The 13,137-nt window shown below is 37.2% G+C and carries 12 protein-coding genes and 1 riboswitch; of the genes, 8 read left to right on the top strand and 4 right to left on the bottom strand.

The features are described from left to right. The first annotated feature begins 18 nt into the window (after window positions 1-18). Window positions 19-1,170 carry a pyridoxal phosphate-dependent aminotransferase gene (locus CJZ72_RS00635; protein WP_095443535.1) on the top strand — a complete coding sequence of 384 codons (1,152 nt, stop codon included), beginning with the start codon at window positions 19-21 and terminating at the stop codon, window positions 1,168-1,170. Window positions 1,171-1,517: 347 nt separating this feature from the next. Here CJZ72_RS00635 and CJZ72_RS00630 read toward each other — a convergent pair whose 3' ends face one another. Next, window positions 1,518-1,793, bottom strand: a complete 276-nt coding sequence (locus CJZ72_RS00630) for an acylphosphatase (RefSeq protein WP_005875530.1) — start codon at window positions 1,791-1,793, stop codon at window positions 1,518-1,520. 107 nt (window positions 1,794-1,900) lie between these two features. Here CJZ72_RS00630 and CJZ72_RS00625 point away from each other — a divergent pair, with 107 nt between their 5' ends. The 4 genes from CJZ72_RS00625 to CJZ72_RS00610 all read left to right on the top strand — a co-directional run bounded on the left by CJZ72_RS00625 (window position 1,901) and on the right by CJZ72_RS00610 (window position 5,633). Then, on the top strand, window positions 1,901-2,665 hold the full coding sequence (locus tag CJZ72_RS00625; RefSeq protein ID WP_095443534.1) for a TrmH family RNA methyltransferase: 765 nt from the start codon (window positions 1,901-1,903) through the stop codon (window positions 2,663-2,665). Between the two features lie 123 nt (window positions 2,666-2,788). After that, entirely contained in the window at window positions 2,789-3,292 is a 504-nt protein-coding gene (locus CJZ72_RS00620; protein ID WP_005875533.1) for an HD domain-containing protein, read from the top strand. 264 nt (window positions 3,293-3,556) lie between these two features. Continuing rightward, entirely contained in the window at window positions 3,557-4,204 is a 648-nt protein-coding gene (locus CJZ72_RS00615; protein WP_095443533.1) for a FusB/FusC family EF-G-binding protein, read from the top strand. 42 nt (window positions 4,205-4,246) lie between these two features. Beyond that, window positions 4,247-4,314: riboswitch (Fluoride riboswitch) on the top strand. A gap of 50 nt (window positions 4,315-4,364) precedes the next feature. Further along, entirely contained in the window at window positions 4,365-5,633 is a 1,269-nt protein-coding gene (locus CJZ72_RS00610; protein ID WP_095443532.1) for a voltage-gated chloride channel family protein, read from the top strand. A 176-nt stretch (window positions 5,634-5,809) separates the two neighbouring features. Here the strand turns inward: CJZ72_RS00610 and CJZ72_RS00605 are convergent, their stop codons facing one another. Then, window positions 5,810-7,012: a YdcF family protein gene (locus CJZ72_RS00605; RefSeq protein WP_095443531.1), complete on the bottom strand. Its 1,203-nt coding sequence runs from the start codon at window positions 7,010-7,012 to the stop codon at window positions 5,810-5,812. A 527-nt stretch (window positions 7,013-7,539) separates the two neighbouring features. Between CJZ72_RS00605 and CJZ72_RS00600 the strand changes: the two genes are divergently transcribed. Then, on the top strand, window positions 7,540-8,265 hold the full coding sequence (locus tag CJZ72_RS00600; protein ID WP_095443530.1) for a polyphosphate polymerase domain-containing protein: 726 nt from the start codon (window positions 7,540-7,542) through the stop codon (window positions 8,263-8,265). Further along, window positions 8,255-8,929: a DUF4956 domain-containing protein gene (locus tag CJZ72_RS00595; RefSeq protein ID WP_095443529.1), complete on the top strand. Its 675-nt coding sequence runs from the start codon at window positions 8,255-8,257 to the stop codon at window positions 8,927-8,929. The genes CJZ72_RS00600 and CJZ72_RS00595 overlap by 11 nt, the downstream gene beginning before the upstream one ends. Window positions 8,930-9,222: 293 nt before the next feature. Here CJZ72_RS00595 and CJZ72_RS00590 read toward each other — a convergent pair whose 3' ends face one another. Both CJZ72_RS00590 and CJZ72_RS00580 read right to left on the bottom strand, forming a co-directional pair. Then, a complete protein-coding gene (locus CJZ72_RS00590; protein ID WP_081134367.1) occupies window positions 9,223-9,507 on the bottom strand; it encodes a DUF3788 family protein in 285 nt (94 codons plus the stop codon). Between the two features lie 293 nt (window positions 9,508-9,800). Next, on the bottom strand, window positions 9,801-11,108 hold the full coding sequence (locus tag CJZ72_RS00580; RefSeq protein WP_095443527.1) for a serine hydrolase: 1,308 nt from the start codon (window positions 11,106-11,108) through the stop codon (window positions 9,801-9,803). Between the two features lie 487 nt (window positions 11,109-11,595). Between CJZ72_RS00580 and CJZ72_RS00575 the strand changes: the two genes are divergently transcribed. Next, complete coding sequence (locus CJZ72_RS00575) at window positions 11,596-12,702, top strand: baeRF6 domain-containing protein (RefSeq protein ID WP_095443526.1); 1,107 nt, start codon at window positions 11,596-11,598, stop codon at window positions 12,700-12,702. Window positions 12,703-13,137: the final 435 nt, after the last annotated feature.

Genomic DNA, 13,137 nt, shown 5'->3' with positions numbered 1-13,137 from the left:
AAAGATGGAGGAAGTAAGATGGACAAAAGTAAGATTGCACGCCGGTTTCAGCAACCAGCAGAAAATCTGTTGATGAATATTGCTATTTTGGCAAAGGAAAAAGAAGATATTATCGATTTATCGATTGGTGATCCTGATTTGATCACTGATCCGACGATTATTGAAGCAGCTTATACAGATGTAAAAAATGGTGCTACTAATTATACTGCACCTGATGGCAGCAAAGATTTCTTGTCAACGGTCGTAGATTTTTATCAAAAGAAATATGGATTGAGCGTTGAATGCAACCAAGTTCGAGCTACAGTCGGAGCAATGCACGGGATGTATCTAGTTTTACAGGCATTACTAGATCCAGAGGATGAGGTCATCATCCATGAACCTTATTTTTCACCATATCGGGAACAAGTCATTTTATCTGGAGGCAAGCCTGTTTTTGTTCCTACCTATGAAGAAAAGGGCTTCCAGTTGGATGTGGAAGATTTAAAAGCAGCGATTACGGATCGTACAAAGGTGATCGTCATCAATTCGCCGAATAATCCTACGGGAGCTGTTTTTTCTGAAAGCACGTTGAAAAAAATCGCTGAAGTCGCAATCGAAAATGAACTCTATATCATTTCCGATGAAATTTATGAAGACTTTGCTTTTAAAGAGAAGTTCGTACCGATGGCGCGATTTGCGCCTAATAATACGATCACTGTCAGTGGTGTATCGAAGGGGTTTGCGATGACTGGCTGGCGCTTAGGGTACATGATCGCACCAGCATACATCAATCAAATTGCTGGGTTGATCAATGAAAACATCACTTATTCCGCACCGACTGCTTCTCAAAGAGGTGCAATCTACGCCTTAAAGCACTATGAACAGCTTGTACCGCCAGTTGTTGAAGTATTCAAAGAACGATTAGCTTATATTGAGAAAAGAGTGGCAGAAATCCCTTACTTATCTTTATCTTCTGTTTCTGGAAGCATGTATGCTTTTATTAATATCAGTAAGAGTGGGCTCGATTCAGTAACGTTTGTGGAAGAGGTTTTAGAAAAAAGCGGCGTACTTTTTGTCCCTGGAAAAGCGTTTGAGGAAACGATCGGGGACAACTATATTCGACTAGCAGCGACTCAACCATTGGAAATTTTAGGTGAAGCCTTTGATCGTTTAGCAAAACTAAATTTTTAGATAAAACTGGATATTTGAAAACAGCTATGGGTATCCATTAGAACAAAGAGGGAAAATGATCCTTTCGAGAGTTGGCTTGTTGACTGGGCAGCGTCAGGATTTGACAATGAAAAAGTGGTAGTGGAAAATCAAAGTCGATTTTCCACTACCATAAAATATTATAGACTCCATTTTATTGAACCAAAATTTTTGAAGTCCTCCCGCTTTTACGTATGCCTATCACTGGTTACTAAACTCGCTAATAAGAATGTTTTTTTGTCAATCTAGGATGGAGAGAGGGGCAAACTTTTTCGATCTACATACAGACAGTCCGATTTTTCTGACATTTCCTATTCATTTCTAGAAGGTCAGCCTATTACAACAAACTTTTTTCTGTCCTCCATCATCGGATTTTCCTGAAGGTCTACATATTGGACACGTCCGCTGGGGCTTGGTGATCGTTTGACTTCTTCCACGAATTTTTTGATTGCCTCATCGTCGCCCGCAGCTTCGATCGTGACAGAGCCGTCATCTTCATTTTTCACTGTTCCGGTGATCCCTAATTGATCCGCTACGATTTTTGTCATATAGCGAAAACCAACGCCTTGTACACGTCCTTGCACGTTCATCTTGATTTTGTTCATTTTATTCACCGTTCTTTCTTTTATTTTTAAATTAATGATACCGACTTTTTTGCTACTGAACAAGTGCAATGATCTAATCCATGGTATAATCAGTTGAGGTGAAAAATGTGAAAGAAATCCAATCAGCAAAAAATCCAAGAATCAAAGAATTAAAAAAATTACATAAGAAAAAATATCGTGAAGAAAAAGGGGAATATCTGCTTGAAGGGTTTCACCTGATTGAGGAGGCTGTTGCCTCAAATGCGAAGGTCAACGAACTTTTTGTTACGCAACGCGGTCTGACTGAGTGGTCTAGTTGGCTTGAAGAAAATCAGACACTTTCTGTTACATTAGTATCAGAAGAAGTGATGGCAACTGTTTCAGATCTACCAACTCCGCAAGGGATCATGGCAGTGGTGGAAGTGGAAAAAAGAGAGATACCGAATTTTGAAGGTGGTTGGTTGTTGCTCGACAACGTACAAGATCCCGGCAATGTAGGGACAATGATCCGCACAGCCGATGCTTTTGGTCTATCTTGTGTCGTGCTAGGTAAGGGAACGGCTGATGTCTACAGTACCAAAGTATTAAGAAGCATGCAGGGGAGTAACTATCATTTACCGATCATCCAAGAGGATCTAACAAAACTATTGCCTATCCTTAAAGAGCAAGGATTTATAACCTATGGAACAGAACTGAATGAAGAAGCAGTGTCCCTGAATGATATCCAGACAACGAAAAATTATGCGATCGTGATGGGGAATGAAGGTCAAGGCGTACGTCCAGAAGTGCTGGCGCTAACGGATAAAAATGTGTATATACCGATTCAAGGAAATGCGGAGTCTTTAAATGTAGGAGTTGCAGCGGGGATCATGCTTTATCACTTCTCCGTATAGTTAAGGAACTATTAAGCTTTCTGCATTTTGCGAAAACCTCACTAGAATATTACGAACACTAGTGGTATACTAAGTTCAATTTCAAAGATAAATGGAATTCAAAAAGGTGGCAGATCGATAATTATGACAGAAAAATGGCGTGAAGACGAAGAATATATGTCTTATATAAATGATCTATTAGAAACTGATGCAGTAAAGAAATTAGCAAATTACACGCAACATGTCCACTCGACACGATTAGAGCATTCAATCAGTGTGTCTTATTATAGCTACAAATTAGCGAAAAAATGGGGCGGTGATGCAAGAGCGACTGCTCGAGCAGGCCTTTTACATGATTTATTTTACTACGATTGGCGTACGACGAAGTTCGATGAAGGTACACATGCGTATGTTCACCCAAGGATCGCTGTGAAAAATGCTGAAAAAATCACGGAGCTTTCAGATCTAGAGCGTGATATTATTTTGAAACATATGTGGGGAGCAACGATTGCCCCTCCTAAATATAAAGAAGGTTATATCGTTACTTTTGTGGATAAATATTGTGCAGTCAAAGAAGCAGCTCAACCAATGACAGCTTCAATGAAACAAAAATGGCAACGATATTTCGGTAAAGAACAATCGATTTAAGGTAGTTAACTAAGTATTTGACCCGAGTATTTTGAAAAAAATCCTCGGGTTTTTTGTTTAGACATTGACTAATTGGTCTTTTTAGTGTTTACTTTGTTGAGATGAAAAAGTACATAACCAACATAAAAATAAAGGGGGTGATGATAAGATGCGATGTGTATCTTATTTAAAAGAGTTTGAGGGCTTTATCTAAAGGCACTTTGATAGAAAGATCACTTTTTTCTTCAAAGTAGCCGATTTTGAAAGAAGAAAGGACTCAAAGTCATGGAAAAAACAATCAAACCATATCAATATTATTTTATCAAGCGAGAAGTCGAGCAGCTGTTAAGCGCCTATAGTTCAGTGAATGATCCAAAGACAGTCCAAACAGTCCAAGCATTAGCTGCGGAAAAGATCCACGAGGTACTTGGTCATCCTAATACAGCTGTAAATGAATTTATGGAAAAGGTACTAGACGTCACTATAAAAAAAGAAAAAGCAGAACGACTATTAGAGGAATTGAAAGTGATCGTTCTTCCATTCATACAACCGACAAAACCGCAGATCGATAAATTATTCCGAAAAGTGAAAAAGTTAAAACAACCAGATTGGAATCAACTGGATTTAAGGGAACATACTTATATTGGTTGGAACGATCCAGGTAGCCAAAAAAAATTTATGATCTATTATGAAGAAGAAAAACTAAAAGGGATCAGTGGAACATTATCTCCTACAATCAACAAAGGAATTTGTTCGATTTGTCAAAGAACTTCAAATGTTTCACTCTTTCTTTCTACCACAAAAACTGGTTCAGATGGAACATACACGAAAAAAGGAAATTATATTTGTCATGATAGTGACCAATGTAATCAGCAGTTGGTACAATTAGCTCCTTTTTACGAATTCACAGAACGAGTGAAACGTGAGCGGTGATTTCATTGTATTTTTCTGAAAAATATGCTATCTTATTTGGTGAAGTGAATAGGTGATGGTGTTCGCCTTTAAACGTTGATCGTAAGATAACTAATGACGCCTACTAAAGAAACGGGGCTATCCCTTTTTTTAGTAGGCGTTTTTTTGAGGAGGAAATGAGATGGAAAATCGATTACCTGATCCATTGAAGGTGATCATCTATATGATCAAATGGTTATTGATCACAGCAATTTTAGGTATTTTTATGGGAAGTTTATCCGCATTCTTTCTAACTAGTTTGACTGATGTGACAGCTATTCGGCTGGAGCATCCTTGGTTACTTTTTCTTTTGCCGATAAGTGGAGGACTTTTTGCTTATCTATATACGACGTATGGAGGCAATTCTTCCCGAGGAAACAATTTAGTGATCGATCAAGGGAATGGAGGAAATGAAAAGATTCCATTACGGCTGATCCCACTGACCTTATTCGGCACCATTACCACACATCTTTTTGGTGGTTCTGTTGGTCGGGAGGGTACAGCGGTCCAAATGGGCGGGGCACTTGCTGAGAATTTTGCTCGTTGGCTAAAATTGAACAAAATCGAGCGTGAGATTCTTGTCATCAGTGGGATCAGCGCAGGTTTTAGCTCAGTATTTGGGACACCCTTGGCTGGGACATTGTTTGGATTAGAAGTATTGGCAATCGGAAAAGTGAGAACCGAAGCACTGTTTCCAAGCTTTTTTGCAGCACTTTTTGCGAACTTTGTAACGGAAAGTTTCAATGTCAAGCATACCCATTATCAAATGGGGGCGATTCCTGCATGGGACCCTTCGCTTTTCTTCAAACTGTTGCTTGCGGGCATTGCATTTGGTATCATTGGCTGGCTCTTTAGCCGTTCGATCGTCTGGTTAAAAGCTTGGTATGCAAAGCGGATCCCTCATCCAGTTTTACGCAACTTTATTGGAGGAGCAGTCGTGGTACTCGTAGCAGTGATTTTACAGACGCAAAGATATCTTGGATTAAGCTTACCTTTATTACAAGATGCATTTAATGGAAGTGCACAGTTTTATGATTTTCTTGGGAAACTTGGCTTTACCGTTCTATCACTTGGTGCGGGGTACCAAGGAGGCGAAGTGACCCCTTTGTTTGAGATTGGGGCAACTTTAGGTGCGACATTAGCACCCATTCTTCATGTATCAGTACCTTTTTTAGCAGGATTAGGGTTTATTGGGGTGTTCTCTGGAGCAACGAATACACCGATTGCTTGCTTTGTTATGGGGATCGAACTTTTTGGAGGTCAAGCAGCCAGCTACTTCTTTATGATCTGTTTGATTAGCTTTATGTGTTCAGGAAATAGTGGAATCTATTCTGCACAAAAAGTTGAAGTGAAAAAAGGGATCTTGTTCTTACCGATCCTTGGAAGAATCTCACGACAAAAAGAGAAATAAAAAGAGGTTGGGACAGAAGTGTTTAACTCCGAGAAATAAGAAGAAGTTCACGAAAATTGCTTTTCAAATTTTTGTGAATTTCGCTTATTTCCGAAGGAGTTGCTTCTGCTCCCACCGTTTATTCGGAGTTAGAGTCTGTGGCAAAACTGATTTTTAGTTTTGTCCCACGCTCTTTTTTATTGAGCAAATTTGAGAATAAGAGCAGAAAATACTGCAAAGCCAACCATTAAGCCACAGATGATAAGATGGCGTTTTTTGTGTAAGACAAGGATGGCAATAAATTCTCTTAAGATAGCATTCGGTAGGTAATATAGTGCAGTTTTTGCACCGATTCCGTTTGCGTTGAGTTTCGCTTGCCGCGCATATAGTCCAGCTCTAAAGATATGGTAATTATTTGAAGTAAAAATTGCGCGATAAGGCCCATTCATTTGCTGATCCATTATTTCTTTTGAAAACAGCATATTTTCTAGCGTCGTTGTGGAATTCGTTTCTACTAGAATATCACGCTCGGGAATCCCTTTTTCTAAAGCATATTGTTTCATTGCAATGGCTTCAGCTACTTTTTCATCGGTTCCTTTTCCTCCTGACATGAGCAAGACTGGCGGATTCAAAGTTGCTTTACTTTGTGCCCAATAAAATGCGATCGCCTTATTGATCCTTTTAGCAAGTAGGGGAGATACGCGTTCACCATCAATCAAGCCAGCGCCGAGAACAACGATATAATCTTGGTTATACCTTGGACGGTTGAACTGATACAAAATTGAAACAGTCATAAAATTAAAGAAAACGATGAGTAGATAAGCAAAAATAAACGGAATGACAGCAAATAGAGCATTTGCCCATTGTGGGAGCCAACGGACTAATGTATAGTCCAATATCAAAAAGATAGTCAAAGCGACTCCTAACAAGAGAGTCAAAAGGTTGGCCAAAGAACGGGATTCTTTTTTCATGACTACAACACCATTCCAAAATAAAAAAATGATCAAAATGTAGATACCGATTGCCAAAAGAATTAATATTGGTATCCCGATCAAAGCCAATAACCCACCGATAAAGATATTTTGCGTCTCTATTAGTAGCCACCCTAGATAACCACCAAAGACAATCAAAAACGTATTAAAAAGTACGCCATTGATTAACCTACGTTTTTCCTTAAAATAGAAAAATGCAAAAATACTGAAAAATAGCAATGGAATCAAAAAATAAAATGTATGATAAAAAACTTCTAAAACGACGAAGTAAGTGACCATCATCATAAAAGTCCACGTCCCACAATAAAAGAATAGAGCGGGATCGCTTTGGCGCTTGCGCCAATAGAGGATGCCTGACATTCCTAAAATATAGATAACTAAAAATATCAGGTCTCTAGTAAGATTCATTGAATGAACTCCTTTCGATTTGTAAATTTTTTCTTAAAAAAGATAGCATCATTTAGTAGTAAATATATCGAATATAGAAAAGTTAGTTACTAAATAGTCAATCAGTTTTTTCACGACGTTTCTATTATAACGAATTATGTTGAAAAAAGCTTTTATCGAAAACATAAATCTTCAAATTAACAGATTTTTTAGACCTCGATCATGATGAAGACTTTTGTAGATACAAATAACTGTAACATTGAAAATGAATGCGAAAACGATATTTTTTTTTATTGGAAAATATCGGTCAAGCAATAAACCAGTTGCATAATAAAATGTTAACGGCAATAAAATCTATGGAAGGAATGAACCGGATGATTTGATGGACAAAACAAGATGGACAAGAAGTATACATAGTAAAACGTGGAACAAGTAGGCCAGAATGAAAAAATCAGTATTTATCTACTCGCTTTTTTATACATTCACTGTCACAAATATAATCGAAAGTAATTCTATTTTGAGATAAAGTATTTTATAGGAGATAGTATATGAACAAAAAAAGATTTAAACGCATTGAAAGAAAATTTGCATTAACTTATGACCAAGCTAAGTATTTGAAAACACTATTTCCAAAACAGGTAGTTCGGGATAAATATAGTGATCATTTTATTTCTTCCTTGTATTTTGATACAAACGATCATCACTTTTTAAAAGAAATCACTACAGAAAAGTCCTATCGAGAAAAATTTAGAATCAGAAAATATGGAGATCCTCAGGACATATCGCCTATCTACTTAGAGATAAAAAGAAAGTTTCAAGGAATGACAGATAAACGTAGAATAAAATTAGCGCATCATGAGCTCGATGATATGTTGGAAAATATCGAATTGGCAGAAACCACATTCAGTAATTTAGAAGAAGAGTATATTTTTAATGAAATACAGTGGTTGTTCAGAAGGTTGGCATTGGAGCCCAAAGTATATATCTATTATTTAAGAGAAGCATTTGTAAATAGAGATTCAGAAGATTTGCGAATCACTTTTGATCAAAATATCCATTACCGTCTAATGGACTTAACGACCTGGGAACACTGTACAGAAGACAATCTGGTAGCGCCAGAAATCGATGTGCTGATGGAAGTAAAAACGACAGGAGAAATACCTGAATGGTTACAGGTAGGATTGGATAGGATGGGCAAAAAAGAGATAAAATTTTCTAAATATAAACAAGTCTATAAAAGATATATCCAAGAGGACCCCCTCTATGTTCAATAGTGTCTTAAAAAATGAGCCTTCTCAACTCACACTAGATGATTTCTTTTTATGTATGGTGGTGTCGATTTTGCTAGGCATTCTGATTGCTTACACCCATATGTATCAAAACAACTGTACAAAAAACTTCATGTTTGCCTTGATTGGGTTACCTACTTTAGTACATACCATCATTTTGTTGATCAACGGCAACTTAGGTACGGGGATCGCTGTTCTGGGCGCATTTAACTTAGTGCGGTTCCGGTCTGCTCAAGGGAACTCAAGAGATATTTTCAGTATTTTTTGGGCAACGTCGATTGGTTTAGCCACAGGAATGGGGTATATTGTCTATGCACTATTCGTGTCTAGTATAGTTGCTGCTATCCAAGTCATCATCTTCACGCTTCCAATCAAAAATAAACATACAGTTTTTAATACTGAAAAAACGATCAAGCTAAAAGTTTCTAAATCCTTGTTTCTTTCGAGTATTATTGAAGAAAAAATTGCAGAGTATACAGAAAACTGCAATTTAAAAAAAGTAAAAATCAATAAAGAAACTTGTTCCTTACACTATATAGTAAAAGTAAAAACGAATATGCTTGAAAAAGAATTGGTTCGAACGATCATGGATCATCCAGAAGTCATTTCGATCACTGTAGGTATGGATAAATCGAATAAATTATTGTGATATCTAAGAAAAAGAAAGTACTTAACAATGAAGTAAGACCCCAGTTCCAAAGTTTAGCGGGGACACTTCAATAAAGTACTTTCTTTTTTGTCTTCAGCAATCACTCTTAAAACTGAGACCAAGCTTTCTTGAAAAGATAGCGATAAAGATCAACCTCCCTTTTTATCTCGAGCAATTTCCTTGCAAGGCTGTTTCGTTGATCTTAAACGAGTTAGCAACAGTCAAAGATGCGATGGACATAAAAAAATTGCATTAAGTTGGCTGGTATCTGATAGCTGGGAATCTAAGGAAGACTATCCATTCTGTTTCTTAAATTCCGCTAGTTGATAGATATCAGCCAATTGTTCCAGATGATCAACATCAAAGATAACCGAAAGATGTTTTCTTTGATTCCCGTTTGCTTGAAGAGTTTTTATCTTCTCTTTGGTTCCTTCACTTAAAGAGAGCGTGACTAATTCCTCTCTCATTTTTTCTGAGAAATGAAAGGATACTTTGAAAAATCCGTCCCAAATAGAAAGCCAGAAGATCGGTTTTACTTTCTGAGAGTGGGACAAAAGTAAGAAACACTTTTGTCTCATTATTTAAAAACGAGTAAACGGTGGGAGCAGAAGCAACTCCTTCGGAAATAAGCCAAAATTCACAAAAATTTGAAAAGCAATTTTCGTGAATTTCTTCTTATTTCTCGGAGTTAAACACTTCTGTCCCAACCTCTTGTATTCACCTTTTGATAGCCAAACTTTTCCATCATTATAAAACCGCAAATTTCAAAAAAAAACGAACAATACAAAAAGCGTATTGCTCGTTTTTCTCTTCAGTTTCTCACACCTAAACGACTTTTGTCTCGACTTCTTTTTGGTGACTATTCATGATGTTAAAATAAATTACTGAAAAAATCTGTGACATGGCGCCAACCAATGACAAAAATATTAGCTTTTTCAACAGTAGAAGTGGTAATGATGTCTGTCGAAGGCTCTTGATTTGCTTCCAAATAGCCTAATTTGTCATCAGCTAATTGGATCGTTGCTGAGCCAACTGTAGTGCCTTTGTTGATAGGAGCGGTCACTTGATCATCCGTTACTTTCTTTTTATCAAGTGTTGGAGTAATCGTTAATTTTCCAGTATCCATTCCATTTTCGACCCAGACTTTTACAGGGCTTTTTAGCGCAACATTGACGGAGGTTTCTTTTCCATCTTTCACTTTGATGTCTTTTAGGCTTGGAATGCTTGCATTTGCTTTTCCAAGTTCTTTTTCTGACCAGTTGTCATAACAATAATCCATCAATCGTGACGTTTCATTGAATCGGGCACTTGGATTTTCTTCATGGTTATCTGCATTTAAAACCACTGTGATGATTCGTCGGCCATCTTTGTTGATCGTTCCGACAAAGCATGCACCCGCAAAATCAGTTGTGCCAGTTTTTAATCCATCGACACCTTCGTGATAGTTTACAAAACCAGGTAGCATCCAGTTCCAATTGACCATTTCAACCGGTGACTGTGTGTTTTCGCCGAATGTTTGATTTGTGGTACTCGTGATTTTTAAGACTTCAGGATAATCTAAGATGAGGTGACGAGCAACAATAGCGACATCTTTCGCAGAAAGTTGATTTTCATCTGTTTCACCAGTATTCTCAGGTCGATTCTCACCTAGGTAAGAATTGTTTAAACCTGATGCATTGACGATCGTTGCATCTTTGATGCCCCAATCTTTTAGTTGTTTCTTCATTAACTCAAGAAATTTACTTTCACTGCCTGCAACTTTTTCAGCTAAAGCAACCATAGAAGCATTGGCTGATTGGATGAAAGCTGAGTCAACAAGTTCTTTCACTGTATAATCATTTTCTTTATGCAAAGGAACATTCGATAGATCCGGCACGACGCTTAATTTTTCTGCATAATCCGAAATGGCTACCTTATCTTCCCAAGATAATTTACCTTCTTTGATTTGTTCAAGTACGATATATAGACCAATGATCTTTGTGATGGAAGCAATTCCCATCGTTTTTTCGCCATCCTGATCATAAAGGATTTTTCCACTTTCTGCATCTACGGCAAAGGCAGCTTTGGCATTTATTTTAAATGCGTCGTCTGCTTGAACAGTTGCGCTAGGCAAGAAAGAAGTGATACATAAGATAAGACTTGCTAATAGTACAATAAAACGGGTATTTTTTTTGAACATCTTTGTTCTCCTCATTTTTAAATTGATTCTTACAACTTAGAATATTATCAGAGAGAACAAAAGGTTTCAATGGTTCTGAAAAAAACCTTATAAAGAACAAGTCTTATTAATGAAGAATCAGAGAAAGTTATCTTTTGGGTTCATTGACACGAATTTTGACTGGCTGTACTTCGGGTTCGGTTAGGCGTGATGCTGCAAAAAGGGCGCCTGCTGAGAGAGCGACCAAACTAAAAATCATGAATAATTGCATAAGATCACCTCGTTTTTTTTGTTTTTTTATAGTATAGCAAGAGAGTTTGAAGCTACTGTTAAGGAAATGAGCATATAATTGATGAAAGTATGAAAAAAATATGAAGTAGGACAACACAACTAAAAATCGATCAGGTATTTCTCTGGTAGGGATTCGTTTTATTGTATTGATAAAATGGGATGTGGTAGACTTTATTTACAGATACAAAGAAATGATTTTTTTAGGAGGGGTACGTTTATGGCAAAAAAAGAAAAAGAATTATTATCACAATTGACTTCAGAAGGTACCAAAGGACCGTTTGTCACGATTATGTTAAACACCCATGTTGCGCATCAAGACGTAGAAAAAGATCAAATCAAATTCAAGAATTTTGCAAAGGAAGCGAAAAAGCGCTTTGAAAAGAAATACTCTGAGCATGATTGGTCCCCATTCCAAGAAAAAATTACTAGTTTGTTGGACGATCCGTCTTTCTGGCGTAGTGCCACAACGAGTGTAGCTGTCATAGTATCACCAGAACAAGTGTTTATCCACCGTTTGGGTATTCCTGTAGATGACCAGTATTATGTGAGTGATCTACCTTATTTATTAGCGATCATCAAAAATGGACATTTCAACTATTCATACTATTTATTAGGATTGAATCGTGATTCGATGAAATTGTACGAAGTAACGAATAAACAAGTCAAAGAAGTGGCTTTGCCTGAAGATGCACCAAAAGATGTCGTCACTGCTCTCGGATCTGAACTAACAGGAGGCGGGTTGAACTACGCATCAAATGGTAGTGAAGGTACGACGTTCCATGGAGTCAATCCTAAAGATGAAGAAGTCGAAATTGATTGGGTCAATTATTATCAAGCAGTCGATGACTATTTGAAAGATACATTTGAAAATCCAGAGAAATGGCCTATCTTCTTATTTGCATTACCAGAAAATCAGACGATGTTCAAAAAAGTGGCGAAGAACCCTTATTATCGTTCCGATGTTGCGATCTCAGCTTCACCTGCACAACTTTCATTAAAAGAAATTGAAGCAGGCGCAAAAAAACTATCGCAAGAATTAGCTGTCAAAGAAGCAAGTGACTACAATAAGTTGCTTGATAAAAAGTTCATTGATCAACTCGTTGATATTATACCGGCAGCAAAAGAAGGGAAAATATCCCATTTATTCATTGCTACATCTAATTTAGCAGATGGTTTTGGCGAAGATCCAGAAACAGAATATGACCGCCGTCAGGTGCTGAATGAACTAGCAGATAATGTGATCACTAACGGTGGTCAGGTCTTTATCCTTGAACAAAAAGATGCACCAGACGAAAAGAGTTTAGTTGCGATCTTACGTTATTGAGTGAAAACTATCAAAGTAGATGAATGGTCAGGCGTTGATAGAAGTGTATAGCTCCGATAAAAGGAGTTTCCTCTGTTTCAGCCGTTGGATTCATCTTGAGCGAGAGACAAAAGCTAGCTTTTGCCTCTCGCTCATTATTTTTGTGCTTTAGTCCCATTGGCTTTGCGAGGGGAATGTACTTTTCTCAGAAAAACGAACCTTGCAGATGAGAGGGGATAGATGCGCATACTAATTTTTATCAGTTAAAAAATGATGTGGATCATTAGAGAATTCCAAAGTTCGTTCATCCTTTTTTCAGATAATAAATTGAAATTTTTCGCAAAAGTGAAAATAGGAAAAAGAAATTTTCTGAATCTTATAGGGGTGATTTTAAGAAAACGTTCGTTTATTTGCAAATATATCTTCTAAATAAGAGAATAAATACAAAAAAATAAG

Source organism: Enterococcus durans (assembly GCF_002277935.1).
Classification (GTDB): domain Bacteria; phylum Bacillota; class Bacilli; order Lactobacillales; family Enterococcaceae; genus Enterococcus_B; species Enterococcus_B durans.
The sequence above is the reverse complement of the archived record's forward strand: the minus strand, read 5'-3'. Positions and strand labels throughout refer to the sequence as shown.

Bases quoted from the DNA above. Each gene is read 5' to 3' on its own strand.
- CJZ72_RS00635 (WP_095443535.1), top strand. From the start codon at position 19: ATGGACAAAAGTAAGATTGCACGCCGGTTTCAGCAACCAGCAGAAAAT.
- CJZ72_RS00630 (WP_005875530.1), bottom strand. From the start codon at position 1,793: ATGAACAAAATCAAGATGAACGTGCAAGGACGTGTACAAGGCGTTGGT.
- CJZ72_RS00620 (WP_005875533.1), top strand. From the start codon at position 2,789: ATGACAGAAAAATGGCGTGAAGACGAAGAATATATGTCTTATATAAAT.
- CJZ72_RS00615 (WP_095443533.1), top strand. From the start codon at position 3,557: ATGGAAAAAACAATCAAACCATATCAATATTATTTTATCAAGCGAGAA.
- CJZ72_RS00610 (WP_095443532.1), top strand. From the start codon at position 4,365: ATGGAAAATCGATTACCTGATCCATTGAAGGTGATCATCTATATGATC.
- CJZ72_RS00605 (WP_095443531.1), bottom strand. From the start codon at position 7,012: ATGAATCTTACTAGAGACCTGATATTTTTAGTTATCTATATTTTAGGA.
- CJZ72_RS00600 (WP_095443530.1), top strand. From the start codon at position 7,540: ATGAACAAAAAAAGATTTAAACGCATTGAAAGAAAATTTGCATTAACT.
- CJZ72_RS00595 (WP_095443529.1), top strand. From the start codon at position 8,255: ATGTTCAATAGTGTCTTAAAAAATGAGCCTTCTCAACTCACACTAGAT.
- CJZ72_RS00590 (WP_081134367.1), bottom strand. From the start codon at position 9,507: ATGAGACAAAAGTGTTTCTTACTTTTGTCCCACTCTCAGAAAGTAAAA.
- CJZ72_RS00580 (WP_095443527.1), bottom strand. From the start codon at position 11,108: ATGTTCAAAAAAAATACCCGTTTTATTGTACTATTAGCAAGTCTTATC.
- CJZ72_RS00575 (WP_095443526.1), top strand. From the start codon at position 11,596: ATGGCAAAAAAAGAAAAAGAATTATTATCACAATTGACTTCAGAAGGT.